Origin of the sequence: Mesonia algae, from assembly GCF_003253545.1 — a bacterium.
In the GTDB taxonomy this organism is placed as follows: domain Bacteria; phylum Bacteroidota; class Bacteroidia; order Flavobacteriales; family Flavobacteriaceae; genus Mesonia; species Mesonia algae.
Window position 1 is genome coordinate 69,532 of record NZ_QKYV01000005.1, and the last position, 23,431, is coordinate 92,962.

Sequence of the window (23,431 nt, forward strand, 5' to 3'; positions counted from 1 at the left end):
TTATTTTGTTTTAAATGAAACTTTGCCAAGTTTTTCTACTTGAGTTTCTATATGCTGATTTTTTTCTAGGTATGATGCTGCAGTTGCGGCACCAGCTAAAACTACTTGACCTTTCTGTACTTTTATTCCCGCTTTAGAAGCTAATCTACTCAACTCTACTAAAGATTGAAGCGGATTATTAAGAATAGCAGAAGTTTTTCCTTCTTGTATAACTTCATTATTAATACGTAAATCAATATTTAGATCAGAGATTTCTGTATTAAGGTCAACCCAATCACCGATAACATATCCAGTAGATGAACAATTATCTGCTACCACATCTTCTAAAGAGAACTTGAAATTTTCGTATCTAGAATCTATAATTTCTAAAGCTGGCGCCATAGCATCCACATACTTATGAATGTCTTTTAAACCAATAGATTCTTCTATATCTTTAGAAATCCTAAAAGCGATTTCTGGTTCTGCTCTTGGATGAATCCAGCGGTCTAAACTCACTTCTTCTTGAGGTTGCAGTTCCATTTCATTGGTTAGGATTCCCCAAATTAGATCGTGAACTCCCATTTGTTCCATCTTAGCACGAGAGGTGAATCCTAATTTAAAACCCGTAATTTCCTCTCCGCGTGCTAAACGCTTATCAATAGATAGGCGCTGAATGTCATAAGCGTCTTCTAAGGTAAATTCGTGCTTTTCGGCTAATTGTTGTGTCGCCGTTGCATTTTTAGCAGCTTGATCGAGTATTTCTGCAATTTCTTCGTTATTCATATTATATATGGATTTTGCTGATTTAAAAGTTATTTTACTTTTAAAACGGCATCTTCATTTAGTATTTCTTGTGTTTCTTGATTGACAAGCACCAACTTTTCTTGTAAGGAAAGTTGAGCGTCGATTTTATTTTGAGCAAGTAGGTTGAGTATCGCTTTGTCTTGAGCTCTTCCTTTTTCTAAGGCTTCAGCATAACCGATTTCTTCTTGAAAAGTAACGAGTCTATACTTAGAAGCATATTCTTTTGGGAACTCTTGTTCAAATGCAGTTTCTAATTTTCTTTTTTGCTGAAATATGGGAGCAGCCGTGTGCTCTTTCATTTCATGAAAATTATCAATAGCTAGATCTGCAATAGCATCGGTGTCAATTTTTCTTTTCTTTTGATATTCTAAAAATGTAGTATTCCAATCTTCTTCATACTTTTCTATCATTTCATCTAAAACTACTACATCTTCAAAAGAAGCGTTCATTCCTTGTCCGTAAAAAGGTACAATGGCGTGTGCCGCATCTCCCATAAGCATTACTTTTCCAAAACTATTCCACGGTGAACACTTTACAGTTCCTAAAGCTCCTGTTGGATTATTGAAAAAATCTTCTGTTAAAGTAGGCATATGTGCAGCAGCTGAAGGGTAGGCTTTGTCAAAATATTCCTGTACCTTCTCTGGTGTGGTTAAATTCTTAAAATTATATTCTCCTTCCTTGTAAGATAAAAATAGAGTTACGGTAAAACTTCCGTCAAGGTTAGGTAAAGCTATCACCATATTTTCTCCTCTAGGCCAAATATGTAAAGCATTTTTTTCTATTCTAAAACTTCCATTTTCCCCGGGTGGAATGGTAAGTTCTTTATAGCCGTGAGTTAAATACTCTTGTGAGAAGCTGAAGAGAAACAAATGATCCTCTAGCATGCTTTTTCTTACTATAGAACCGGCTCCATCTGCACCAAATATAATATCGGCTTTAATGGTTTGTGTTTCTTTGGTGTTGTAATCTTCAAAAGTTGCGTGAGCTTTTTGTAAGTCCACATCGGTACAAGATTGATTAAACTGAATGCTTACATTAGACATTTTTTCTGCTTCATCGAGTAAAAGAGCATTCAAATCTGTTCGAGAAATAGAGTTGATGTATTCAGATTCTAATCCGCTGTAGCGAGATAAAAATTCATCTTGGCCTAAATTGTGAATCATTCTTCCTTGCATAGGAATACACAAGTCTTTAGCTTTTCCTTTTAGACCGACAAGATTCATCGCTTTTATACCGCGATCTGAAAATGCTAAATTAATAGATCTTCCAGCAGCAATATCTGTGCTTCTTAAATCGGGTCTTTTTTCTATTAAACTTACTTGATAACCTCGTTGTGCTAAGCGTAAGGCGAGAAGGCTTCCGCAAAGTCCGGCCCCAATGATTAGTATGTGTTCTTCTTTCTTCATCTTACTTCAGTAATTTTTTTAGGATTTGAACCATTTTATACACATCTTGGTAAGAGTTGTATAATGATATAGGGGCAAGCCTAATAACGTTGGGTTCTCTCCAGTCACTAATTACACCAGCTTTCATTAAATCATCGAACAATTGTTTAGTAGCACCTTTCAATTTGATTGAAATTTGACTACCGCGCTCTTGCGGATTTGTAGGCGTAATCATTTCTATACGTTCATCCTTAATTTCAAGTAAAAGATATTCTAAAAATCCAGTGAGTTTGATGGCTTTTTCTCTAATGTTATCAAACCCTGCTTTATCAAAAATATCTAAAGAAGCTCTAATCGCCGCCATAGATAAAATAGGAGGATTACTTAATTGCCAACCTTCTGCTCCTGGAATTGGATCGAACTCGTGGCGCATGTTGAATCTTGTTGATTTATTATGTCCCCACCAGCCAGCAAATCTTTTTAAATTGGCGTCATTGGCATGCTTTTCATGTACAAAACAACCTCCTACGCTTCCTGGTCCGCTATTTAAATATTTGTAGCTACACCACACAGCAAAATCAGCTCCGCTTTCATGAAGTTGAGGTTGAATGTTTCCTGCTCCGTGCGCTAAATCAAATCCTACTTTACAGTTGTATTGATGACCTAATTGAGTTATTTTTTTAATAGGGAAAGATTGTCCTGTATAATAATTGGTAGTTCCTATCATTAAAAGAGCCACTTCATCTCCTTGCTCTTGCATTATTTTTTCTAAATCTTCGTAACGACAAAGTTCTTCACCTTCTCTAGGTTTCCATAAAACAAGGCCATCTTTAGGGTCTATATCGTGTAACTTTAATTGTGATTCTACCGCATATTTATCTGAAGGAAAAGCATCACTCTCAATTACTATTTTATATTTTTTTGTAGTAGGACGATAAAAGCTCACCATCATTAGGTGAAGATTTACACTAAGGGTATTCATCATTACCACTTCAGTAGGTTTTGCTCCTACGATTTTAGCCATTTTTTCGGTTAAAAATTCGTGGTAGGGCATCCAAGGATGTTTTGCTTCGGTGTGTCCTTCAACCCCTAAATTAGCCCAATCGTTTAATTCTTCTTGAAGATATTCTTTTGTTTTTTTAGGTTGTAGGCCTAGTGAATTTCCGCAAAGGTAAATTTGTTCTGTACCGTCTTGATTTTTTGGAATATGAAATTGGTTTCTAAAATCTGCTAAAGGATCTAGTTGATCTAATTCTTTCGCAAACTCTAGTGTATTTTTGTAGTTGGTCATTATTTATTTTTCTAAATGGGTGTGTTTTTCACAAATTTAGCAATAATTAATGAGTGTTCTACATAATAAAAACTCAATTATTGAATTGAAACGTTGGTAAAGTAGAGTTTAAAACTGCCAGTGCTATCTTGATGCATTTTAGCGAACTTTATACCTTTTTGAGATTCATAATCTTCCCAAGTATTTACTAAGGCTGCTTTTTCTGCTCCTTGAGGGTGAAATGACCACTCTTTAATCATATAGTTCTTGTTTATGTAAATTTTATACATATCACCTGGAGTATAACCATCTTCATTATTATAGGAGATGCTTATTTCGGTTAAAATTTCTTTGTGAAGCGGAGAGTTAACCTCTTCTTTTACTGTATAATCAAATCCTTTATCCCAAACCAATTGGAAAGGAAATAGCAACCAATATTTATCATTAATAAAGGCTTGATCTGTTTTGGTAAGGGTACTATCTTTTTGACTGGTGTGATAGTTAATGGTGTCTTTAGAACTAATTAAAGTTACTTTTTCTTCTTTAGGACTCCAGTGCCAAGTTCTTTGAAAGTGAGAAGAATCTCGGTCTACATTGAAGGTGTAAGTAATTTTATTTACATCTTTCCAATTTTTATATCCATTCGCATTGGCTATTTTTTCAAGTATAGAAAGTTCTTTAGTTTCTTCATTAGGAGAAGATTCGGTTTTCTTTTTTGTTGATTCTTGACAGCCTACAATAAAAAGGGTTGCGGCAACGAGAAGAGATACAAGTATTGATTTTTTCATAAGTAAAATTATGGTGTAATATACAACAAAAAAAGGCCTCTAAAATTTAGAGGCCTTTAAATTTAATCTACTGCATCTTCAATATCGTCTGCGACATCTTCTACAGCGTCTTCTGCTTTATCTCCTTCATCTCGACAGCTTACAAATGCCGTAGATAAAATTCCCATTGCAAATAATGCTAAAAATAATTTCTTAATATTCATAATTTTGGTTTTAAATGATTAAAGTCTTCTTCCTGTAATAAGTTTATAAATAATCATAATTACAGCTAATACTAATAAGATATGTATGATGCTTCCTAAATCAGGAAAAGCAAAATAACCTACAAGCCATCCTATCACTAAAATTACTACGATTAGCCAAACTAAATCTCTCATAATATTTCTTTTTTGTTGGTTAGTATGTGATAAATGTAAATGTTTTACTCCTTGATCTTTATGCTTTTAACTTGCAATTAACTGCTTTTTAATATTCATTTATGTTTTCTAATATTTTTGTAGCTCTTTCTTTATGTTTAGTTAAAGTCTCTTTATCCATTTTATGGTAGACGCTCCAAATCATATTCATTCTATGGTTATCTTTTAATATTTCATGTTTTTCTGATAGAAAATTCCAATACAGAGAATTAAAGGGGCAGGAGTTTTCCTTGGTTTTAGTGTGTACAGAATAAAAACAATCCTTACAGTAGTTACTCATTTTATTGATGTAACTACCACTAGATACATAAGGTTTTGTTGCTACAATCCCTCCATCGGCAAATTGGCTCATACCTCTTGTATTGGGCATCTCAACCCATTGTATTGCATCTATATAAATTCCCAAATACCAATCATCTACCAATTTAGGATCTGTTTGAGTAAGTAGAGCAAAATTGCCAGTGATCATTAGGCGCTGTATATGGTGGGCGTAAGCATCATCTAAACTTTGCTGTATAGATTTTTTAAGGCAGTTCATTTTTGTATTTGCTGTCCAATAAAAGTTAGGTAATTCGTTTTTATTGTTTAATTTATTTTTTGTGACATAGTTAGGCATCTCTTTCCAATAAATGCCTCGCATATATTCTCTCCATCCTAAAATTTGTCTTACGAACCCTTCAATTTGTGAAATGTCTATTTCGTCTTTTTTTTCATAATAAGAATTTACAGCAGCATCGATTACCTCTTTTGGAGCGAGCATTTTAGTGTTTAGTGCAAAAGAAAGTCTAGAATGATATAGAAATTTTTCATCGGTATGCATTGCGTCTTGAAAATCTCCAAAATGCACTAGTAAATTATCGCAAAAGTAGCGAAGTACTTTTAATGAGTCTTCCCTAGAAGTTGGCCAGCTAAATTTTTTTTCATCTATATTACCAATGGTTTTAATAGACATATTTTGAATTTGTGTCACTATAGATGATACATCTTTACGGAAGCTTTTTTCCTTGGGTATTTCTGTTTCTGCGGTCCACTTTTTTCTATTGCTTTTGTCAAAGTTCCATTTTCCGCCTTCTGGCTTCTTTTTTGTTTCCATTAGAATATCGTATTTCTTTCGCATATGCCTATAGAAATACTCCATTACCATCTCTTTTTTGCCCTTGTAAAAATCCTTAAGATCTGTACGAGAAGTTAGGAAATGTTCTGTAGAAGTTACATTTGTTTTAATTGTTAACGAAGCACAAATTTCTTTTAGCTCTTTATCTAACCTATATTCATCGGGTAATTGATATTCAAACTTTTGTATACTATGGGTTTTGATAAGTTGTTGAATAATCTTCTTTAATTTTTGAGGATTATTCTCATCATCGATCTCATAGTACGTAAACTGATGACCTAAATTTTTAAAGTGTTCATAGAAATTTCTCATCGAAGAGAAAAAGCCTACTACTTTTTGAATATGGTGATTTACGTAGTTTGTCTCTTGAAGCATTTCTGCCATTACATACATTACTTCCTCATCTTTATGATGCAACCAAGAATGTTTATAGTTTAGTTGATCTCCTAATATTAATCGTAAAGTTTTCATTTTAGCTCTTATTTAGACAGCCACAATTTTTGATAATTACTCTCTGGGTCATATCGATCAGCTTGACTTGTAATATTAAACTTTCTATCTCTTGGGTCGTTACCTACACCGCTATTATACATCCAATTACCCCAATTGCTGTGAACATCATAATCTATAAGTAGACTCTCAAAATAGGCCGCACCAACTCTCCAATCTTGTTTTAATTCTTTCGCCCAATAACTATTTACATTTTGCCTACCTCGATTACTCATAAAACCCGTATTTGCAATTTCATTCATGTTGGCATTCACAAAAGGTTCTTCGGTATTTCCAGATATCCATTGTTTAAAAACAATTGAATCTCTATTCCAGATCAGTTTTTTGTTTGAAATTCCGTTAAGTTGGAAAATAGAAGATTGGTGTTTTAATGAAATGTATTTAAAATAATCTCGCCAGAGCAGTTCGAAAATAAGCCAATACGTACTATTATTTTTTGTCTGCTCCTTTTCGTAACGTTTTATCTCCCAATAAATAGTTTTAGCTGAAATAGACCCGTTGGCTAGCCAAGCTGAAAGTTTAGAACTATAATCTTTCCCTATAAGGCCATTTCTTGTTTCTTTATAAGAAGCGATTAAATTTGTCTCCCAAAGGTAATATTGTAATCTCTTGTTCGCTTCTTCTTCGCCTCCTTTAAACGGAAAAGCAGTGCGGCTATCTACTGTAAAACAGCTAAGACCTAAATCTTGTAGAGCAGGAACGGCAGTATTTGTGGAAATAAAATTTTCTTTGGGAAACATTTTAATTTTTGGACTTGCCTCTGATACACACCAGTCTTTTTCTACTTTATGTCTGAATTTTGTAAATATTTCTGGTATTTCGTTGAAATCCTTATATGGAATTAGAGAAGGCTCAATTAAGAATTGTTGGTAACTTGATGTATATCTTATAGAAGAGGGTAAATTAGCTTTTAAAAATTTTGTTTCTTGAAACTCTTCAGAAGTCCATTCTTCTTGATAAAAAAGTTCTTTAACCTCGTATTTATTGACTAAAGAAGGAATAACCTTATAGGGTTCATCTAGATATACGAATAAACCAATGTTTAATTCTTTAAGATTTTTTTGTAAGTTTTGAATGGTTTCTATAAGAAATTGAGCCCTAAATTTTTCAGTTTTTTTAAAACCGTGTTTATTATTTTTAAAATTTTTAGGATTAAAGCAATAGACAGCAAATAGCCTATCGCAATTCTTTCTCGCTCCGCAAAGACCATAGTGGTCATTTACTCTTAAATCATTTCTATACCAGATTAAACCAGTTTTCATCATCATTTATTTCTTCGGCATCTTTCGCTACAATAGACCACTTCATTCCAATTTTTCTCCCATTTTTTCCTCCAAGTAAAACTCAATTTGCAAATTGGACAAATTTTGGTATGTAGGTGTTTCTTTTTCATAAATAGAGAGTGCAAAAAACTTTTAAGAGGTTATAAAATTTAAAAAAATGCAGTTAATCCTCATTTTCTAATTTATTAATTCTCATTTCATAGTCCTCAAGAGCTTCTCTAACTGCATCGACATTATCTGAAGATTTTTGATGCGCATCTTCCATTGCTTTCTCTAATTTTTTGTCAGGATGCTGAAATAGATCTGTAATTACATGATTAATTTTATCAATAACACTTTCTTGATTGTTTTTAATGTCTTCTAGTTTATTAAAAACCGAACGCATATGATCTAATTTTTCTTGATCCATTTTTTCTAGATTTTATTGGTTACCATTAAAAATAAGGGATTTGAATTTGGTTAAAACCTAATTAACCAATATTTAGGACTTCCTATGTTTATATGTTAAAAGGAAATCCTTAGCGGAAATAAAAAAAGACCCAAGAGTTGCTTGAGTCTTTTTACTAGTAATAAATATTTTTCTTTACGGAATAAAAATTATTTTGAAGCTTTGACCAAGCGAATAAACTCTGCTTTATAACCTTCATCATCTTTAGCTTTTCCTTCTTCAGCGAGTTGTATGATGTTTTGAAAGGAGCTTTCTTCTATATATTCTGATTTTCTTAGCTTCATTCCAAACATAGCTACAGCCGAGGCGAACTTAAAATCCGCGGAAGCGTTATTATTCTTCATCTCCTTAGCGGAAATGATATGTTCTATAAGTTTGCTTTTATCACCATCTGGTTCTTTGTAACGAAATTTTACGGTAAGTAAGTCTTTTTGATTGTTGGCTGATGGTTTATCACTATATTTTAAATCATCAATATCTTTTAACCATTTGCTTTTTACTCCGGTGGGGATAATTTCATAAAGCGCGGTAACTTTATGACCGCTCCCTAATTCTCCAGCATCTTTTTTATCGTCGTTAAAGTCTTCGTCATTTAATAACCGATTCTCATAACCTATTAATCGATAGGCTTGTACAAATTCAGGGTTGAATTCTACTTGAATTTTTACATCTTTAGCGATGGTAAAAAGCGTTCCGCCAAACTCGGTTCCTAAAATGCGTTGTGCTTCTTGCATGCTATCAATATAAGCGTGATTTCCGTTTCCTTTATCGGCGAGGGTTTCCATTTTACTATCTTGATAATTGCCAGTTCCAAAACCTAGACAAGTTAAGAATACACCACTTTTTCTTTTTTCTTCAATAAGTTCTTCCATCGCTTGGTCGCTACTAGCTCCTACATTAAAATCTCCATCGGTGGCAAGAATAACACGGTTATTTCCGTTTTTAATAAAGTTTTCTTCGGCAGTTTTATAGGCTAATTCAATTCCTTGACCGCCTGCGGTAGAACCACCAGCATTTAAATTATTTAACGCTTCTAAAATTTTATTTTTATTATCTCCAGAAGTAGGAGGTAAGACCAAACCAGCAGCCCCAGCATAAGTAACAATACTTATTTTGTCTTCATCTCTAAGCTGATTCACTAAAAGTTTAAAAGCAGATTTTAATAACGGAAGTTTATTTTGAGAATTCATAGAACCCGAAACGTCGATTAAAAAAACCAAGTTAGAAGGCGGAATATCGTCAAGCGGAACTGTTTTTCCTTGTAAGCCTATTTTTATAAGTTTACTTTTTTTATTCCACGGAGTCGTGTTAACTTCGGTATGTATGGCAAAAGGATTTTTTCCTTTAGGTTGAGGATAATTGTAATCGAAATAATTAATCATTTCTTCAATCTTTACGGCATCTTTAGGAATTTCTTGTCCGTTGTTGATCATTCGTCTTACATTGCTGTATCCTGCTTTATCTACATCGATAGAGAACGTAGAAAGTGGAGAAGATTTTACCATTTTAAAAGTGTTTTCTTCTATTTCTTTGTAAGATTCTTTGTTAATGGGTTGAGAAGTTATCACTTGTTTACTTCTAATAAGTTCATTTTGAACTCTATGTGTACCTAACGCACTAACGACAACTTCATCTAATTGTGAGTTAGCAGTCATTTTAATATTTATAATATTATGCTTTTTTACTTTCACTGTTTGTGTAGTAAAGCCTACATAGCTAAAAATAAGTATGTCTCCAGTTTTTGCTTCTATGGTATATTTACCGTCAAAGTCGGTTTGTGAAGCAATGTTTGTACTTTTGATGAGAATATTTACACCAGGAAGAGGCATTCCTTCTTTATCGGTTACTTTTCCAGTAATGGCTTTAGCAAGGAGAGTGGAAATTGAAAGAATGGAGATGCTAAAAAATAAGATTAAGTTTTTCATAAGATTAAAGTTTTAGTATTTATTGGTAATCAATAAATTTGCCAAATAAAAAAAGCCACTCAATTTTGAGCGGCTTTAAGATTAAAAAAGTAAAGAAATTACTTCTTATTTTGTTGGTCTTTAATTGTTTTTTTGTCGATATCTACTTCATTTGTTTTCTCATTTCTATTACCCAATTCTCCCAAAGGGTTATCAACATCTTTATTTTTTCTTTCTCTATGATTATCTTCTATACGTCCCATAATTTCTATTTTTAAAGTGTCCTATAAAATTAAAAATTAGAATAAATAAACTCTATTAATGCTTTTATAAACTCTTGTTAAGGGTTTGTGAATTGATTTTTTTCCTGTTCTAAACACTTGGCTATAGCTGTTTGTAACGAATTTGTTTGATATATTCTTTTTTTGAAAAATAATTTTTCAAAAATTAAATTTGTAAAAGAAGATTTAGAAGAACATACGATGTAGTAATTTTTAATCCTATTTACATTTTTTAAAAATTTTAACCAATCTGCTGGACTAACTGAATATTCATTTATTCTATTAGAAATATAATTGACTTTAATTTCATTTGGATAAAAATCTATAGCTAGTTTTATGAGTTCTTGACAATTACCCCAATTCACATTTTCTCCTTCATTAATTTCAGCTACTATAAATTTCTCAAAAAAGAAAAACGTACCAATTTTTAGTTCGTGGGTTTTTTTTATTTCTTTAGAATATTTGGTATCGTTTAATTTTATTTTCATTTGTTATATTTAGTAATGAGTTCTTAAAACTACAGGCTAAAATTTAATAAATTGTTAAATCTTAATGAAATTTAAAATAAATTCTCCAACACTATCTTTTTTATTTTCTAAAAATTTAATAAAAGCTGAACCGATGATAGCTCCGTGTGCATAAGACGTAGCTTGATTAAAGGTTTTTTTATTGCTAATTCCAAACCCTACAATTTGCGGAGTTTTTAAATTCATATCTTTTACCTTTTTAAAGTAAGCTAGTTGCTCCTCACTAAAGTCATTTTTCCCTCCCGTAACACTTGCCGAACTTACCATATAAATAAAGCCTTTAGAAGCTTCATCAATTTGCTTTATTCGCGCTGTAGATGTTTGGGGAGTTATTAGAAAAATATTTATAAGACCATAAGACTCAAAAATGGTTTGATATTCATCTTGATAAACCTCTAAAGGAAGATCTGGTATTATTAATCCATCAATGCCCGTTTCTTGACATTTTTTGCAAAACTCCTCTACACCATATTGAAATATCGGATTAAAATATCCCATAATCACTAAAGGAATATTAACGCTTTCGCGGATACTTTTAAGTTGTGTAAAAAGTAAATCTGTAGTCATTCCATTTTTAAGCGCCTGAGTAGAACTAGCCTGAATGGTAGGACCGTCTGCTAAAGGGTCGCTAAATGGCAATCCTATTTCGATCATATCCACACCACTATTTTCTAAAGATTTAATAATAGAGGTGGTATCGTCTAATTGAGGAAAGCCTGCGGTAAAATATATGGAGAGAATTTTTTTATTCTCTTGTAAGCGTTTTTTAATTCTATTCATGATTTATTTTTTTTGCGTTAGGGGTAGAAGCGGCATCCTTTTGAGTTGATAAACGAAAAAGATACAGCGTATAACCCGCCCGAACGCCCTTAATATTTAAAATAATCTATATAGGTTTGTAAATCTTTATCGCCTCGACCAGATAAATTAATTACTACAATATCATCTTCTTTAAATGTTTTTTGTTCTAAAAGTGCCAAGGCGTGTGAGGTTTCGATAGCTGGTATTATCCCTTCTAATTTAGATAATTGTAATCCCGCTTTCATCGCATCCTCATCGGTAATAGCAACAAAATCGGCTCTTTTAGATTTAAACAAATGTGCGTGTAAAGGTCCCACACCTGGGTAATCTAAACCTGCAGAAATAGAATAAGGTTCGGTTATTTGTCCGTCTTTACTTTGCATAAGCAAGGTTTTACTCCCGTGAATAATTCCCGTTTTTCCTAAAATTGAGGTGGCTGCACTTTCACCAGAATCTACACCTTTGCCTGCGGCTTCTACAGCGAGAAGTTTTACGTTTTCTTCTTCTAGGAAATGATAAAAAGCTCCTGCAGCATTACTGCCTCCGCCAACACAAGCGATGACATAATCTGGATTTTCCTTTCCCTCAACTTCCAAAAGTTGCTTTTTTATTTCTTTAGAAATGATACTTTGCAGACGAGCAACTAAATCTGGATAAGGATGAGGACCAACTACAGAGCCTATAATGTAATGCGTATCTGTAGGATTACTTATCCAATCTCTAATTGCTTCATTGGTAGCATCTTTTAATGTTTTACTTCCCGATTTTGCAGGTATAACTGTAGCGCCTAACATTTTCATGCGAGCAACATTTGGTGCTTGCCGTTCTATATCTATGGCTCCCATATAGATAACACAGGGTAAACCCATTAAGGCACAAACAGTAGCTGTGGCTACTCCATGCTGACCTGCTCCAGTTTCAGCAATAATTCTTTTTTTTCCTAAGCGTTTGGCTAATAATATTTGCCCCACCGTATTATTCACTTTATGGGCTCCAGTATGACAAAGGTCCTCTCTTTTTAAATATACTTTAGTTCCATAAGTTTCGCTTAGACGTTTGGCATAATAAAGAGGAGTAGGGCGACCTACATATTGTTTCAACAAATCTTGAAACTCTTCTTGAAATTGATCGTCTTCAAGAATATTTAAGTATTGTTCTTTTAATTCGGTTAGATTGGGTTGTAGCATTTCGGGGACGAAAGCTCCTCCAAATTCGCCATAACACCCTTTTTCGTCTATATGATAAGAATTTTTCATTGCAATAAATCTTTAAACTGTTTTAATAAAACAATATTTTTAAATCCAGGAGCTATTTCAAATTTGCTATTTAAATCTACTCCCGCTAGAGGTAAAGAAGACTGTTCTATTTTTTTAATTTCTTGTATGTGTTCTATAGTAATTCCTCCACTTAAGAAAAATGGATGCTGGTAGGTATAATTCTGCAAAATACCCCAATTAAAAGTTACTCCGTTGCCACCATAGTTTTTTCCTTTAGTATCAAATAAAAAATATGTAGTAGCTTTTATGTAAGGAGCTAAAGTTTCAAAATCGAATTCTTCATCTATAGAAAACGCCTTAATGACTTCTAAATTTTCATTTTTTAGTTTATCGCACAACTCAGCTGTTTCTTCTCCATGCAATTGAACCGCTTGTAAACCAAAAAGCTCAGCTTTTTCCATAATATGATCATAATCTTCGTTTACAAAAACTCCTGTTTTTTTAATTTCTTGCGATAAATTTTCAGGAATCTGTGTAATGTAACGTGGAGAATTTTTATAAAAAATGAATCCCATATAATCAGGAGAAAGTGCTGCAACTTCTTTGATGTTTTCTGATTCTCTCATTCCGCAAATTTTAATTTTCATAGCTATTTTTTTAGTGAATGAGTTGAGTAACTTCTTCTATAAATTTTTGTGCAGCATCTCCAGGGGTATTAGTTTTCATAAAATGTTCACCAATTAAAAAACCATTAAAGCCGGCTGCGTGTAATTTTTGTATCGCTTTCGCGGAATTAATACCGCTTTCTGAAATTTTTACTATGTCATTTGGGATGTGCTTAGCCAATAAAAGACTATTGTCAATATCTACTTCAAAAATTTTTAAGTTTCTATTATTTACTCCTATGAGTTGAACTGGAGCATCTAAATTCTGCTCTAATTCTTTTAAATTGTGTACCTCTAATAAAACTTCGAGGCCTAAATTCTTAGCTAAAGAACTAAGCGTAAACACCTGCTGTTGAGTTAATGCTGCAGCAATTAGTAAAATTGCATCGGCGCCATATGCTTTAGCTTCTAAAATTTGATATTCATCAATAATAAAATCCTTTCGTAAGAGAGGAAGCTGAGTGGTAGCTCTAGCAAGTAATAAATCCTCTAGAGAACCGCCAAAAAAACTATTATCTGTTAATATCGAACTTCCGCTAGCTCCTGCATTTTCATAACCTGCTAAGACATCTTGAATATGTAAAGACTGGTTAATACTTGCCTTAGAAGGAGACCTTCTTTTATGTTCTGCGATGATGCCAAAACCTAACGAATTATTTTTTATACGTTCACTAAGAGAAAAAGGTGCTCTTTTAAAAAGCTCACTTTTTTCTAATTGATGATTAGAGACTATGCTACTTTTTAAAGCGACTTCTCTTTCTTTTTGTGCAATTATTTTTTCTAAAATAGTTTTCATTTAAAGACTAATTTTTTGAAGTTGCTTTAAGGTTTCAAGAGCTTTTCCTGAAAGTAAGGATTCTTCAGCTAGAGCTAAGGCTTCTTCTATACCTATTTGTTTAGAAGTAGATATCGCTAAAGCGGAATTTGCAATAACCACTGCATTTTGAGCTGATGAACCTTTTCCGCTAAGGATATTATAGAAAAGTTTTGTAGCTTCTTCTACCGAATTTCCTCCATATATTTCTTTAGCTTCAATTTTTTTAAACCCTAACTCTTGCGGACTTAAAACGGATTCCCTTTGATTAGTGTAAATTTTGGTATCTCCTGTTAACGAAACTTCATCATAACCATTTAGTGCATGTACAATGGTATATTTTTTTGAAGTATTTTGATAAAGATAGTGATACATTCTTGCTAATTCTAGACTAAATACACCCACTACTTGCTTTGTAGGAAACGCAGGATTAACCATTGGACCTAACATATTAAAGAAGGTTTTTACAGCTAAATCTTTTCTAACAGGAGCCACAGCTTTCATCGCTGGGTGAAATAATGGAGCATGTAGTACACATAAATTCGTTTCTTCTATACAGCGTTGTAAAAAAGCCTCTTCATTAGAAAATTTGATCCCTAAAGATTCTAAAACATTACTGCTTCCACTTACAGAGGATACACTGTAATTACCGTGCTTAGCTACCGGAATACCTGCTCCAGCGGTTATAAAAGAAGCAAGAGTAGAAATATTAAAAGTGTTTTTATGATCCCCGCCAGTACCACATAAATCTATGGGTTGGTACGCAGATAAATCTATAGAAATACAGAGCTCTAACAACGCATCTCTAAAACCTTCTAATTCCTGAACTCTAATACTACGCATCATATAAGTAGTAAGAAATGCTGCAATTTGAGTAGTATTAAAATCCCCTTTAGAAATTTGAATAAGGCTTTCTTTGGCTTCTTCTTTACTTAAAATTTGGTGATGTGTTAATTTATTTAAAGTGTTTTTCATGACATTTCTTTAAGCGTGGTTCACCCAGTTTTCTAATATTTTCTTTCCTAATGGAGTAAGTACAGATTCTGGATGAAATTGAACTGCAAAAACAGGAAAGTCACTATGTTTTATAGACATAATTTGTCCGTTTTCATCATAAGAGGTTGGGATGAGAGCATCAGGAAGTTGCTCCACCACCCAAGAATGATAACGACCTACATCTAATTTCTTTGGTAGATCTTTAAATAAAACAGAATTTTCTTCTATTACTTCTATAGAAGTTGCCACGCCGTGATAAACCTTGTTGAGGTTAATAAGTTTACCTCCAAAAACTTCGGCTATGGCTTGCTGTCCAAGACATACACCTAACATAGGTTTGGAGTGACCGTAAGTTTTAATAATTTCTTTTAATAAACCTGCTTCATCGGGAATGCCTGGTCCTGGAGATAATAAAATTTTGTCGTATTCTTCTGCCTCTTCAAGGTAGAGCTCGTCATTCCGTTTAACGGTAACTTGACAGTTGAGATCTTCTAAATAATGGACTAAATTATATACAAAACTGTCGTAATTATCTATGACTAAAATCTTTTTCATATTAAAGTTGTGTTGCGATATTTAAAGCTTTGGTAAGCGCACCTAATTTATGATATACTTCTTGCAATTCATTTTCTGGAGTAGAATCGGTTACAATTCCTGCTCCTGCTTGCCAATGTAGTTGATGGTCTTTACTTAAAAAGGTTCTTATCATAATGGCGTGATTAAAGTTTCCTTTAAAATCCATCACTCCAATTGCCCCAGCATAAAAGGTTCGGTTAACGGTTTCATATTTTTCTATAAGTTGGAGCGCTTTGTGTTTTGGTGCTCCGCTTAATGTCCCTGCAGGAAAAGTATCGGCTACTAATTGCAAACTAGGAATATCTTTTTTCTTTTTCCCTATCACTTTACTCACCAAATGAATAACGTGAGAAAAAAACTGAATTTTTCTGTAGGTTTCTACTTCAACTCCAGAAGTGTTTCTACTTAAATCGTTTCTGGCTAAATCGACCAACATTACATGTTCGCTATTTTCTTTAGGGTCTTTTGCTAGTTGTTGTGCTGCGGAGGCATCCTTTTCATCATCTCCTGTACGTTTTATGGTTCCTGCGATAGGATGAATTTCTGCCATATCATCTTGTATGACTATTTGTGCTTCTGGAGAGCTACCAAATATTTTAAAATTCCCATAATCAAAGTAGAATAAATAGGGAGAAGGATTAACGCTTCTTAAAGCTCGATATACATTAAAGTCGTCTCCCTTATATTTTTGAGAAAAACGTTTAGAAAGTACAAGTTGAAAAACATCCCCGCGTGCACAATGTTCTTTAGCTTTTAAGACATTATTGCGGTAGGTTTCATCATCTATATTAGAGGTGATTTCTCCATCAAGTTCAAAGTTAAATTCGGCAAAATCTTGAACAGTGATTAGGTTATAAAGTTCTTTTAAATTGTCTTCTTTTTGGTAAGTATGAGAAAATAAATAAGCTTCATTGTTAAAATGATTAATAGCGATAATGTTTTGATAAACTGCATAATACATGTCTGGAATATCGAGCTTATTTTCTTTTTGCTGAATAGATACTTTTTCAAAATACCTCACTGCATCATAGCCTGTATAACCGAATAAGCCATTGTGAATAAAGGAGTAAGATTCATCTTGAGTTTGAAACATTTCCGCGAAAGCTTGAATTTCTTCCATTACGTTGACCTCTTTTGTAATAGGTTTTTCGGTTAACTTTCCATCTGGAAATTGCATATTAATCATTTCATTTTTAACTTCTATAGAAGCAATAGGATTACAACAAATGTATGAGAAACTATTGTTATTGGCGTGGTAATCACTACTCTCTAATAGTAGACTGTGAGGGTATTTGTCTCTTAATTTTAAATAAATACTCACCGGAGTGATGGTATCGGCAATAATTTTTTTGGAGGAAGTGGTTAACGTATACATAGTAAAATTTAAATTTAAAGCATGAAAAAAGGCTTGTCGTGAATGACAAGCCTTTTTTATATAATAGATTATACAAACTAGTAGCTAGCTCACGACGTTTGACGTAAGTTATTCCACCACCAAGTATGTACAGTTTTTGTAAACATGACTGCAAAGATAGAAACGTTTTGTTTCTCTACAAGAATTTAATTAAAATTTAAGATTTACATCTAAGATAAAATCATCATAAATCATATTGTCCCCCAAGTTATCAAAGAAACTTCCAGAACCATATTTTATTCCGAATTTAGTTCTATCGATTGTTAGTTTAGCTGTAGCTGAATTTTCCATCACATTCATATCAAAACTAGTAAGTTCTGTTTTGCCTTTTATGGTCATCTTGCCTGACACAGCATAAGTACTCCCTTTCTTAATCACATTTGTAATGTTAAACATGGCTTTGGTATGATCTTTTACACCAAAAAAATCATCAGATTTTAAGTGACCTTCTAATTTTTGTTTTCCTTCTCCTTTAAGATCGGTTACATTGATAGTTGTCATATCAATTATAAAACTTCCTCCAGTAAGTTTATTCTGTTCAAAATTTAGATAACCCTCTTGCAGTTGAATAGTGCCTGTATGAGAACCAGTTAATTTTTCTCCTGTCCAAGTGATTTTACTAGCTTGGGTATCCACTTTTTTAGTTTCTTTTTTTGTCGTTGTAAAAGCAACAGTAGCTAATACAATTATTGCAGCCGCTAGGCCTTTTAAGTTTTTTTTCATGATTTCTGTTATATATTAATAAATAAATTTTCTTTAGATTTTCTTACTTTTTTGTTGTGTTGAGTTTCGTCTTTATCGCTTCTATATCCTATAGTAGCTATTACAGAAGCAGTTAAGCCTTTTTCCGTCAGGCCTAAAATTTCATTGTAAGCTTTAGCATCAAAACCCTCCATAGGACAAGCGTCTATTTTCATTGTAGCACAAGCACTTAAAAGATTTCCTAAGCCAATATAAGTTTGTTTAGCAGCCCAAATAGCTTGTTGCTCTTCTGGTAATTGAAGAGTTGTTCCTTTAATGGTATCGCTATATCCTTTTAAACTTTCTAAATCAATTTCTCTAACAGCACTTATATTTTGCATAAATTCATCTACATCTTTTTCGGTTACGTTAGTGTAGCTAGCAAAAACAATTACTTGTGAAGCATCTGTAATTTGGGTCTGATTCCAAGAAGCAGCTTTTAATTTTTCTCTAATATCGGCATCTTCAATCACTAAAACTTTGTAAGGTTGAAGTCCGTAAGAAGAAGCACTTAAGCGTATTGCTTCTTTAATTTTTTCTAAGTCGTTTCCTTGTATTTTTTTGGTGCTATCAAATTTCTTTGTGGCATATCGCCAATTTAAATTCTCCAAGTATTTCTCCATAACTATTGTTTTGTTTTATTCTCTAAGTTTATTTAGTAATTGATTTAAAGTTTCTACTTCTTTAACTGAAAGATTTTTAGTGGATTTTTCTTCAGCTTCGGTAATGATAGGATCTAACTCATCTAATAAAGACAAGCCTTTTTGTGTAATGGTGATTTCCACTTTTCTGCGATTATTTTCACATATAAAGCGTTCGGTTAATTTTTTTTCAATCAGTTTATCCACTAATCGGGTAGTATTGCTCATTTTGTGAACCATTCTTTCTTGAATGGTTTGTAAATTGGCAGGTTTACCTTTTTGACCTCTTAAAATTCGCAACACATTAAACTGTTGCATAGAGATACCAAAAGATTTAACGCTTTCGGCTACTTCTACATTAAGATTAGAACTTGTAACCCATAAATTAATAATCAATTCCTTTCTAGGACAAATAGGCTGACTTGATTTTATAAGTTCTTCAATATTCATAATTGTATTTACAATTGTTGTATATACAAATGTATAGTTTTAAATAACTGTAAATCTAAAATTAGTGTTAAACTTTTTTTTAAGTTCGTATACTTGTACTGCGAGAATTAACTATAAAATAGTAAATTTGTCATCTAATAAATTAACATACCCATGAAAGACTTAACACAAGAAGAATGGCAAAAAGCTATTGATAATGAAGCTAATGTAGAGATTTTAGATGTAAGAACTCAAGAAGAGTGGGATGAAGGTTACATTCCTAGTGCAACTTTAATAGACATTCATCAACCCCAAGAATTTATGGATGCCGTAAATCAATTAGATAAGTCTAAAGAATATTATATTTATTGTCGCTCTGGCGGAAGAAGTGCGCAAGCGTGTCAAATTTTAGATCAAATGGGGTTTGAAAATACTTATAACTTGCAGGGAGGATTTTCTAATTGGGAAGGAGCCAAGAAAAAAGATTAAGTAGAATGCTAACAAGACTATTTCTTCTATTATTTACGTTTTCTATTCTTGTGGGATGTGAACCTAATAGAGTCAAATCTATAACCCCAACCGAGTTAGAAGATATGGTCAATGATAGTGAAGAATTTCACTTAATAGACCTTAGAAATAAAACAAGTTTTGATAAAGAACACTTAAAAGGAGCGGTTAATGTTGTCTTTGATGATCAATTCCTAATAAATATGAAGGAGTTTGATAAAGATAAAACTGTAGTGCTTTACGCGGAAAATAATGATGAAAGTATGAATGCTTCTATGTTATTATTTGATGAAGACTTTAAGCTTGTATATTTTTTCCTAAATGAATACTCTAGTTGGAAAAATGACATTAATATAAATTAACTATGAAAAAAAGATTATTAGTTATTGCAACTATGGTTTTAGCTCTTTTGGTTTTTAACTCTTGTACCGAGGAGAAAACTTCTCAAATACAAATGGTATCTAAAGAAGAGATGAAAGACATCATAAAGTCAGATCATACTCAATTAATAGATGTAAGAACTATTAAAGAGTTTGAAGCAGGACATATTAAAGGCGCTCAAAATATAGTCTATGATGAAGATTTTGCTAATAAGATCTCTCAATTAGATAAGCAACAACCTGTGGCCGTATATTGCCATACAGGAGGAAGAAGTGCAAAATGTGCTACTATTTTAAAAGAAGCAGGATTTGAAAAGATTTATGATCTGGAAGGTGGTTTTGAAGCTTGGACTTATAAAGATAATTTAGAGTAAATTACTCTAGCTAATCAAAATTTAAAAGCGGAATTTATTTAATTCCGCTTTTTTTTATTTCTATAAGTAACGTTCATTTAATATTTGTAAATGATGTAACTCGTGACCAGAAATCACTAAACCTATAGCACCTACCGATACCATTAAGTTATTTGCATTTCCAATTTTTTCGAGTGTGGGTTGTGAAAATGATTTAAATAATAGGCGAGAACTTTTTCTTTGTGCAATATATTCTTCTAGTAGATTTTCCAACATACGATCATTAGCATCCGATTCTTTTACAAAATCTTCGTGATCATAACCAGGTAAAACGGTTTTATCATTCCGAGCAAATCGTAACGCACGACCACAAAAAATTCTTTCAGTATCAATTAAGTGCAATAAAATTTCTTTAGGAGTCCATTTTCCTTCAGTATAACGATATACTTCTTTATCACTAGGGAGTTCTTTATAAAATTGTATCACTTTATTTTTAGAATAATCTAAGCTTTCAAGTAAAGAGAGATCAGGTACTTTTTCTAAATAATTTTTGAGGTAATGATCAAAATCTGATGATGGTAAATTGGAAACTTTCATGTTTTTTTACTAAAATACACATTGTAGCTTAATTATTAATCGTAATATTGCAATATATAAATGATTAAATGGGAATTACCAAGTCAGAAATATTTACACCGCAACAAAATAGACTCGCTAGTCTTGCCAAAGTATTGGGACACCCTGCGCGTATTGCTATTTTAGAACAGTTATTTAAAATAAAAACCTGTGTTTGTGGAGATTTAGTAGAAGAGATTGGTTTGGCACAGCCAACTATATCTCAGCACCTAAAAGAACTCAAAAATATAGGTTTAATTAAGGGTGAAATTACTGGTACAAGAGTTTGTTATTGTATAGATGTAGAGAATTGGGAAGAGATGAAAAATACCTTAAGTAGTTTTTTCGACTTATCATTACCAGAGAATCATTGCTGTTAAAAAAATTTAATTATAATCATCGTAATATTACGATTAAAAAATCAAATTATGAATTTAGAAGAGTTTAAAAGTCAATTGTCAACATTAGAAAAAATATATTTTCAGTTGCCTTCTGGCGCATTGGTTTCTTCACATTTTCATGTTACGGAAGTAGCTAAAGTAGAAAAAGAGTTTGTGGATTGCGGAGGAGAATTCCGTAAAGAAGAAAAAATTAGCCTGCAATTATGGGAAGCAGATGATTATGACCATAGATTACATCCTGAAAAACTAGTCGCTATTTTAAATACTGCCGAAAGTGCTTTAAGTTTAAAGAATGTAGATATAGAAGTAGAATATCAAGGAAATACTATTGAAACTTATGATTTAAATTTCAGCAAAGGAGAATTTTTATTGGTATCTAAAAAAACAGATTGTTTAGCAAAAGACCAATGTGGTATTCCAGAAAAGAAACTAAAAGTAGAATTAAGTGGAATGACAAATAATGCATGTACGCCAAATTCTGGATGCTGTTAATTTTTAAGCTATGAAAAATTTACTGTATTCAAATTTAGTGGATTATATCGATCAATTATCGATTGAAAACTTATCTCAAGAAAGAAAAGAGATCTTAGATACTTTAGCTGAATTTATTCAGGGAAAAATAGATAATAATGAAGTTTGTAATTTTAATTTTATCTGTACTCATAATTCCCGTAGAAGCCATTTAGGTCAAGTTTGGGCGCAAAGTATGGCTAGTTATTTTAATGTTTTTCCTTTTTATGCATATTCGGGAGGAACAGTAGCTACCGCGATGCATAATAATATTGGTTTAGCACTAAAGGAAGTAGGTTTTTCTATCGAAAACTTAGCTGAAATGGAAAATAGTGTATATGCTATTTCGTTAGGAGATAATTTACCCAAGGTAATTGGTTTTTCTAAAATGTATGATCATTCATTTAACCCGAAGACTCAATTTGGTGCCATTATGACTTGCTCCCAGGCAGATGAAGGTTGTCCTTTTATCGCTGGAGCGGAAAAACGAGTAGCATTAACTTATGACGATCCCAAAGAGTTTGACGGTATGCCCAATTCACTTGAAAAATACAAGGAAAAAAGTGAGCAAATAGCCACCGAAATGAAATATGTTTTTTCTCAAATTAAAATTAAAAAATGAGTAGTAAGAAACGTTTAGGTTTTTTAGACCGTTATTTAACTTTATGGATTTTTGTAGCCATGTTGATAGGTGTAGGCTTGGGGTATTTTTTTCCAAGCTTTCCAGAAATAGTAAATTCTTTTCAAAAAGGAGCCACAAATATTCCTATTGCCATTGGTCTAATATTAATGATGTATCCGCCATTAGCGAAAGTCAATTATGCTTTATTGCCAAAGGTTTTTAAAGATGTAAAAGTACTCTCGGTATCTTTAGTGCTCAATTGGATTATCGGACCTGTGTTAATGTTTGTATTGGCTATTATCTTTTTACAAGATCATCCAGAATATATGGTCGGGTTAATTTTAATAGGATTAGCACGATGTATTGCCATGGTTTTGGTGTGGAATGATTTAGCTGAAGGAAGCAGTGAGTATGGAGCAGGTTTAGTTGCTCTTAATAGTATATTTCAAGTTTTTGGATATAGTTTTTATGCGTGGTTATTTATTACAGTATTGCCTCCCTATTTTGGTTTTGAAGGTGCTATTGTAGATATTTCTATTGCTACTATTGCGGAAAGTGTTGCTATTTATTTAGGAATTCCTTTCTTACTAGGGATGTTGAGTAGGTTTTTTCTAATAAAATTAAAGGGAGAAGCTTGGTATAATAATAGTTTTTTACCTGCTATTTCACCACTAACCTTAATAGCTCTTTTATTCACTATTATAGTGATGTTTTCACTTAAGGGTGAATATATAGTAAAACTACCAGGAGACGTATTGCTCATCGCTATTCCATTACTTATTTACTTTGCGCTTATGTTTTTAATAGGTTTCTTTATAAGTAAAGCGATGGGAGCAACTTATGATAAAAATGCAGCCATTGCATTTACAGCTGCGGGAAATAATTTTGAATTAGCCATCGCCGTAGCTATAGCAGTTTTCGGACTAAATTCTGGGCAAGCTTTTACAGGAGTAATAGGTCCGCTTGTTGAGGTTCCTGCCCTTATTTTATTAGTAAGGGTTTCCTTTTGGTTGAAGAAGAAGTATTATAAGTAATCAATA

Annotated in this window: 31 protein-coding genes; 7 read left to right on the forward strand and 24 right to left on the reverse strand. The window is 32.6% G+C overall.

The genetic code is table 11. The features are described 5' to 3' along the window. The 23 genes from LX95_RS09575 to LX95_RS09675 form a co-directional block, all read right to left on the reverse strand. Window positions 1–762: a 2-keto-4-pentenoate hydratase gene (locus LX95_RS09575; protein ID WP_111541232.1), complete on the reverse strand. Its 762-nt coding sequence runs from the start codon at window positions 760–762 to the stop codon at window positions 1–3. A gap of 29 nt (window positions 763–791) precedes the next feature. Further along, entirely contained in the window at window positions 792–2,189 is a 1,398-nt protein-coding gene (locus LX95_RS09580; protein WP_111541233.1) for an FAD-dependent oxidoreductase, read from the reverse strand. A 1-nt stretch (window position 2,190) separates the two neighbouring features. Next, window positions 2,191–3,459: a kynureninase gene (kynU, locus tag LX95_RS09585; RefSeq protein ID WP_111541234.1), complete on the reverse strand. Its 1,269-nt coding sequence runs from the start codon at window positions 3,457–3,459 to the stop codon at window positions 2,191–2,193. A gap of 77 nt (window positions 3,460–3,536) precedes the next feature. Next, window positions 3,537–4,226 (reverse strand): hypothetical protein, encoded by a 690-nt coding sequence (locus tag LX95_RS09590; protein WP_111541235.1) that lies wholly within the window; start codon window positions 4,224–4,226, stop codon window positions 3,537–3,539. Window positions 4,227–4,288: 62 nt separating this feature from the next. Beyond that, a complete protein-coding gene (locus LX95_RS14625) occupies window positions 4,289–4,429 on the reverse strand; it encodes a hypothetical protein (RefSeq protein ID WP_170116602.1) in 141 nt (46 codons plus the stop codon). A gap of 18 nt (window positions 4,430–4,447) precedes the next feature. Next, entirely contained in the window at window positions 4,448–4,603 is a 156-nt protein-coding gene (locus LX95_RS09595; RefSeq protein WP_111541236.1) for a lmo0937 family membrane protein, read from the reverse strand. 88 nt (window positions 4,604–4,691) lie between these two features. After that, on the reverse strand, window positions 4,692–6,227 hold the full coding sequence (locus LX95_RS09600; protein ID WP_111541237.1) for a cryptochrome/photolyase family protein: 1,536 nt from the start codon (window positions 6,225–6,227) through the stop codon (window positions 4,692–4,694). A gap of 8 nt (window positions 6,228–6,235) precedes the next feature. Continuing rightward, the gene (locus LX95_RS09605; RefSeq protein WP_111541442.1) at window positions 6,236–7,528 is read right to left on the reverse strand and encodes a DASH family cryptochrome; all 1,293 of its coding nucleotides are present in this window, start codon (window positions 7,526–7,528) and stop codon (window positions 6,236–6,238) included. Between the two features lie 2 nt (window positions 7,529–7,530). Next, on the reverse strand, window positions 7,531–7,659 hold the full coding sequence (locus LX95_RS09610; protein ID WP_111541238.1) for a DUF2256 domain-containing protein: 129 nt from the start codon (window positions 7,657–7,659) through the stop codon (window positions 7,531–7,533). 53 nt (window positions 7,660–7,712) lie between these two features. Beyond that, entirely contained in the window at window positions 7,713–7,958 is a 246-nt protein-coding gene (locus tag LX95_RS09615; protein ID WP_111541239.1) for a hypothetical protein, read from the reverse strand. A 188-nt stretch (window positions 7,959–8,146) separates the two neighbouring features. After that, window positions 8,147–9,922: a vWA domain-containing protein gene (locus tag LX95_RS09620; protein WP_111541240.1), complete on the reverse strand. Its 1,776-nt coding sequence runs from the start codon at window positions 9,920–9,922 to the stop codon at window positions 8,147–8,149. A gap of 98 nt (window positions 9,923–10,020) precedes the next feature. Beyond that, on the reverse strand, window positions 10,021–10,164 hold the full coding sequence (locus tag LX95_RS14630; RefSeq protein WP_170116601.1) for a hypothetical protein: 144 nt from the start codon (window positions 10,162–10,164) through the stop codon (window positions 10,021–10,023). 77 nt (window positions 10,165–10,241) lie between these two features. Then, window positions 10,242–10,670, reverse strand: a complete 429-nt coding sequence (locus tag LX95_RS09625; RefSeq protein WP_111541241.1) for a hypothetical protein — start codon at window positions 10,668–10,670, stop codon at window positions 10,242–10,244. A gap of 54 nt (window positions 10,671–10,724) precedes the next feature. Beyond that, window positions 10,725–11,489, reverse strand: a complete 765-nt coding sequence (gene trpA / locus LX95_RS09630) for a tryptophan synthase subunit alpha (protein WP_111541242.1) — start codon at window positions 11,487–11,489, stop codon at window positions 10,725–10,727. 89 nt (window positions 11,490–11,578) lie between these two features. Continuing rightward, complete coding sequence (trpB, locus tag LX95_RS09635) at window positions 11,579–12,766, reverse strand: tryptophan synthase subunit beta (protein ID WP_111541243.1); 1,188 nt, start codon at window positions 12,764–12,766, stop codon at window positions 11,579–11,581. Then, window positions 12,763–13,374, reverse strand: a complete 612-nt coding sequence (locus LX95_RS09640) for a phosphoribosylanthranilate isomerase (RefSeq protein WP_111541244.1) — start codon at window positions 13,372–13,374, stop codon at window positions 12,763–12,765. Before LX95_RS09640 ends, trpB begins: the two co-directional genes overlap by 4 nt. Before the next feature lie 10 nt (window positions 13,375–13,384). Beyond that, the gene (gene trpC, locus LX95_RS09645) at window positions 13,385–14,188 is read right to left on the reverse strand and encodes an indole-3-glycerol phosphate synthase TrpC (RefSeq protein ID WP_111541245.1); all 804 of its coding nucleotides are present in this window, start codon (window positions 14,186–14,188) and stop codon (window positions 13,385–13,387) included. After that, window positions 14,189–15,181, reverse strand: coding sequence for an anthranilate phosphoribosyltransferase (trpD, locus tag LX95_RS09650; protein WP_111541246.1), 993 nt, complete (start codon window positions 15,179–15,181; stop codon window positions 14,189–14,191). A 9-nt stretch (window positions 15,182–15,190) separates the two neighbouring features. Next, window positions 15,191–15,757 carry an anthranilate synthase component II gene (locus LX95_RS09655; protein WP_111541247.1) on the reverse strand — a complete coding sequence of 189 codons (567 nt, stop codon included), beginning with the start codon at window positions 15,755–15,757 and terminating at the stop codon, window positions 15,191–15,193. 1 nt (window position 15,758) lies between these two features. Next, window positions 15,759–17,153 carry an anthranilate synthase component I family protein gene (locus LX95_RS09660; protein WP_111541248.1) on the reverse strand — a complete coding sequence of 465 codons (1,395 nt, stop codon included), beginning with the start codon at window positions 17,151–17,153 and terminating at the stop codon, window positions 15,759–15,761. A gap of 189 nt (window positions 17,154–17,342) precedes the next feature. After that, complete coding sequence (locus tag LX95_RS09665; RefSeq protein ID WP_111541249.1) at window positions 17,343–17,915, reverse strand: YceI family protein; 573 nt, start codon at window positions 17,913–17,915, stop codon at window positions 17,343–17,345. Window positions 17,916–17,923: 8 nt separating this feature from the next. Beyond that, window positions 17,924–18,556: an NAD(P)H-dependent oxidoreductase gene (locus LX95_RS09670; RefSeq protein WP_111541250.1), complete on the reverse strand. Its 633-nt coding sequence runs from the start codon at window positions 18,554–18,556 to the stop codon at window positions 17,924–17,926. A gap of 15 nt (window positions 18,557–18,571) precedes the next feature. Further along, window positions 18,572–19,024, reverse strand: coding sequence for a MarR family winged helix-turn-helix transcriptional regulator (locus LX95_RS09675; RefSeq protein ID WP_111541251.1), 453 nt, complete (start codon window positions 19,022–19,024; stop codon window positions 18,572–18,574). Between the two features lie 153 nt (window positions 19,025–19,177). Here LX95_RS09675 and LX95_RS09680 point away from each other — a divergent pair, with 153 nt between their 5' ends. Genes LX95_RS09680 through LX95_RS09690 form a run of 3 tightly spaced genes read left to right on the forward strand, consistent with a single transcriptional unit; the run spans window position 19,178 to window position 20,264 of the window. Beyond that, on the forward strand, window positions 19,178–19,492 hold the full coding sequence (locus LX95_RS09680) for a rhodanese-like domain-containing protein (RefSeq protein ID WP_111541252.1): 315 nt from the start codon (window positions 19,178–19,180) through the stop codon (window positions 19,490–19,492). 5 nt (window positions 19,493–19,497) lie between these two features. Then, complete coding sequence (locus LX95_RS09685) at window positions 19,498–19,872, forward strand: rhodanese-like domain-containing protein (RefSeq protein ID WP_111541253.1); 375 nt, start codon at window positions 19,498–19,500, stop codon at window positions 19,870–19,872. Window positions 19,873–19,874: 2 nt separating this feature from the next. Beyond that, window positions 19,875–20,264 (forward strand): rhodanese-like domain-containing protein, encoded by a 390-nt coding sequence (locus LX95_RS09690; protein WP_146240774.1) that lies wholly within the window; start codon window positions 19,875–19,877, stop codon window positions 20,262–20,264. A gap of 60 nt (window positions 20,265–20,324) precedes the next feature. On the opposite strand, the gene LX95_RS09695 is transcribed toward LX95_RS09690, so the two are convergent. Next, complete coding sequence (locus tag LX95_RS09695) at window positions 20,325–20,840, reverse strand: DinB family protein (protein ID WP_111541254.1); 516 nt, start codon at window positions 20,838–20,840, stop codon at window positions 20,325–20,327. Between the two features lie 68 nt (window positions 20,841–20,908). Between LX95_RS09695 and LX95_RS09700 the strand changes: the two genes are divergently transcribed. The 4 genes from LX95_RS09700 to arsB are packed head-to-tail and all read left to right on the forward strand — an operon-like array spanning window position 20,909 to window position 23,425. Then, window positions 20,909–21,238, forward strand: a complete 330-nt coding sequence (locus LX95_RS09700; RefSeq protein WP_111541255.1) for an ArsR/SmtB family transcription factor — start codon at window positions 20,909–20,911, stop codon at window positions 21,236–21,238. A gap of 48 nt (window positions 21,239–21,286) precedes the next feature. Then, entirely contained in the window at window positions 21,287–21,751 is a 465-nt protein-coding gene (locus LX95_RS09705) for a DUF6428 family protein (RefSeq protein WP_111541256.1), read from the forward strand. Between the two features lie 10 nt (window positions 21,752–21,761). Then, complete coding sequence (locus LX95_RS09710) at window positions 21,762–22,391, forward strand: arsenate-mycothiol transferase ArsC (RefSeq protein ID WP_111541257.1); 630 nt, start codon at window positions 21,762–21,764, stop codon at window positions 22,389–22,391. After that, the gene (gene arsB, locus LX95_RS09715) at window positions 22,388–23,425 is read left to right on the forward strand and encodes an ACR3 family arsenite efflux transporter (protein WP_111541258.1); all 1,038 of its coding nucleotides are present in this window, start codon (window positions 22,388–22,390) and stop codon (window positions 23,423–23,425) included. The genes LX95_RS09710 and arsB overlap by 4 nt, the downstream gene beginning before the upstream one ends. Window positions 23,426–23,431: the final 6 nt, after the last annotated feature.

What these genes read in the sequence shown, in the direction of transcription:
- LX95_RS09575 (WP_111541232.1), bottom strand. Translation starts at nt 762, where the DNA reads ATGAATAACGAAGAAATTGCAGAAATACTCGATCAAGCTGCTAAAAAT.
- LX95_RS09580 (WP_111541233.1), bottom strand. Translation starts at nt 2,189, where the DNA reads ATGAAGAAAGAAGAACACATACTAATCATTGGGGCCGGACTTTGCGGA.
- kynU (WP_111541234.1), bottom strand. Translation starts at nt 3,459, where the DNA reads ATGACCAACTACAAAAATACACTAGAGTTTGCGAAAGAATTAGATCAA.
- LX95_RS09590 (WP_111541235.1), bottom strand. Translation starts at nt 4,226, where the DNA reads ATGAAAAAATCAATACTTGTATCTCTTCTCGTTGCCGCAACCCTTTTT.
- LX95_RS14625 (WP_170116602.1), bottom strand. Translation starts at nt 4,429, where the DNA reads ATGAATATTAAGAAATTATTTTTAGCATTATTTGCAATGGGAATTTTA.
- LX95_RS09595 (WP_111541236.1), bottom strand. Translation starts at nt 4,603, where the DNA reads ATGAGAGATTTAGTTTGGCTAATCGTAGTAATTTTAGTGATAGGATGG.
- LX95_RS09600 (WP_111541237.1), bottom strand. Translation starts at nt 6,227, where the DNA reads ATGAAAACTTTACGATTAATATTAGGAGATCAACTAAACTATAAACAT.
- LX95_RS09605 (WP_111541442.1), bottom strand. Translation starts at nt 7,528, where the DNA reads ATGAAAACTGGTTTAATCTGGTATAGAAATGATTTAAGAGTAAATGAC.
- LX95_RS09610 (WP_111541238.1), bottom strand. Translation starts at nt 7,659, where the DNA reads ATGAAAAAGAAACACCTACATACCAAAATTTGTCCAATTTGCAAATTG.
- LX95_RS09615 (WP_111541239.1), bottom strand. Translation starts at nt 7,958, where the DNA reads ATGGATCAAGAAAAATTAGATCATATGCGTTCGGTTTTTAATAAACTA.
- LX95_RS09620 (WP_111541240.1), bottom strand. Translation starts at nt 9,922, where the DNA reads ATGAAAAACTTAATCTTATTTTTTAGCATCTCCATTCTTTCAATTTCC.
- LX95_RS14630 (WP_170116601.1), bottom strand. Translation starts at nt 10,164, where the DNA reads ATGGGACGTATAGAAGATAATCATAGAGAAAGAAAAAATAAAGATGTT.
- LX95_RS09625 (WP_111541241.1), bottom strand. Translation starts at nt 10,670, where the DNA reads ATGAAAATAAAATTAAACGATACCAAATATTCTAAAGAAATAAAAAAA.
- trpA (WP_111541242.1), bottom strand. Translation starts at nt 11,489, where the DNA reads ATGAATAGAATTAAAAAACGCTTACAAGAGAATAAAAAAATTCTCTCC.
- trpB (WP_111541243.1), bottom strand. Translation starts at nt 12,766, where the DNA reads ATGAAAAATTCTTATCATATAGACGAAAAAGGGTGTTATGGCGAATTT.
- LX95_RS09640 (WP_111541244.1), bottom strand. Translation starts at nt 13,374, where the DNA reads ATGAAAATTAAAATTTGCGGAATGAGAGAATCAGAAAACATCAAAGAA.
- trpC (WP_111541245.1), bottom strand. Translation starts at nt 14,188, where the DNA reads ATGAAAACTATTTTAGAAAAAATAATTGCACAAAAAGAAAGAGAAGTC.
- trpD (WP_111541246.1), bottom strand. Translation starts at nt 15,181, where the DNA reads ATGAAAAACACTTTAAATAAATTAACACATCACCAAATTTTAAGTAAA.
- LX95_RS09655 (WP_111541247.1), bottom strand. Translation starts at nt 15,757, where the DNA reads ATGAAAAAGATTTTAGTCATAGATAATTACGACAGTTTTGTATATAAT.
- LX95_RS09660 (WP_111541248.1), bottom strand. Translation starts at nt 17,153, where the DNA reads ATGTATACGTTAACCACTTCCTCCAAAAAAATTATTGCCGATACCATC.
- LX95_RS09665 (WP_111541249.1), bottom strand. Translation starts at nt 17,915, where the DNA reads ATGAAAAAAAACTTAAAAGGCCTAGCGGCTGCAATAATTGTATTAGCT.
- LX95_RS09670 (WP_111541250.1), bottom strand. Translation starts at nt 18,556, where the DNA reads ATGGAGAAATACTTGGAGAATTTAAATTGGCGATATGCCACAAAGAAA.
- LX95_RS09675 (WP_111541251.1), bottom strand. Translation starts at nt 19,024, where the DNA reads ATGAATATTGAAGAACTTATAAAATCAAGTCAGCCTATTTGTCCTAGA.
- LX95_RS09680 (WP_111541252.1), top strand. Translation starts at nt 19,178, where the DNA reads ATGAAAGACTTAACACAAGAAGAATGGCAAAAAGCTATTGATAATGAA.
- LX95_RS09685 (WP_111541253.1), top strand. Translation starts at nt 19,498, where the DNA reads ATGCTAACAAGACTATTTCTTCTATTATTTACGTTTTCTATTCTTGTG.
- LX95_RS09690 (WP_146240774.1), top strand. Translation starts at nt 19,875, where the DNA reads ATGAAAAAAAGATTATTAGTTATTGCAACTATGGTTTTAGCTCTTTTG.
- LX95_RS09695 (WP_111541254.1), bottom strand. Translation starts at nt 20,840, where the DNA reads ATGAAAGTTTCCAATTTACCATCATCAGATTTTGATCATTACCTCAAA.
- LX95_RS09700 (WP_111541255.1), top strand. Translation starts at nt 20,909, where the DNA reads ATGGGAATTACCAAGTCAGAAATATTTACACCGCAACAAAATAGACTC.
- LX95_RS09705 (WP_111541256.1), top strand. Translation starts at nt 21,287, where the DNA reads ATGAATTTAGAAGAGTTTAAAAGTCAATTGTCAACATTAGAAAAAATA.
- LX95_RS09710 (WP_111541257.1), top strand. Translation starts at nt 21,762, where the DNA reads ATGAAAAATTTACTGTATTCAAATTTAGTGGATTATATCGATCAATTA.
- arsB (WP_111541258.1), top strand. Translation starts at nt 22,388, where the DNA reads ATGAGTAGTAAGAAACGTTTAGGTTTTTTAGACCGTTATTTAACTTTA.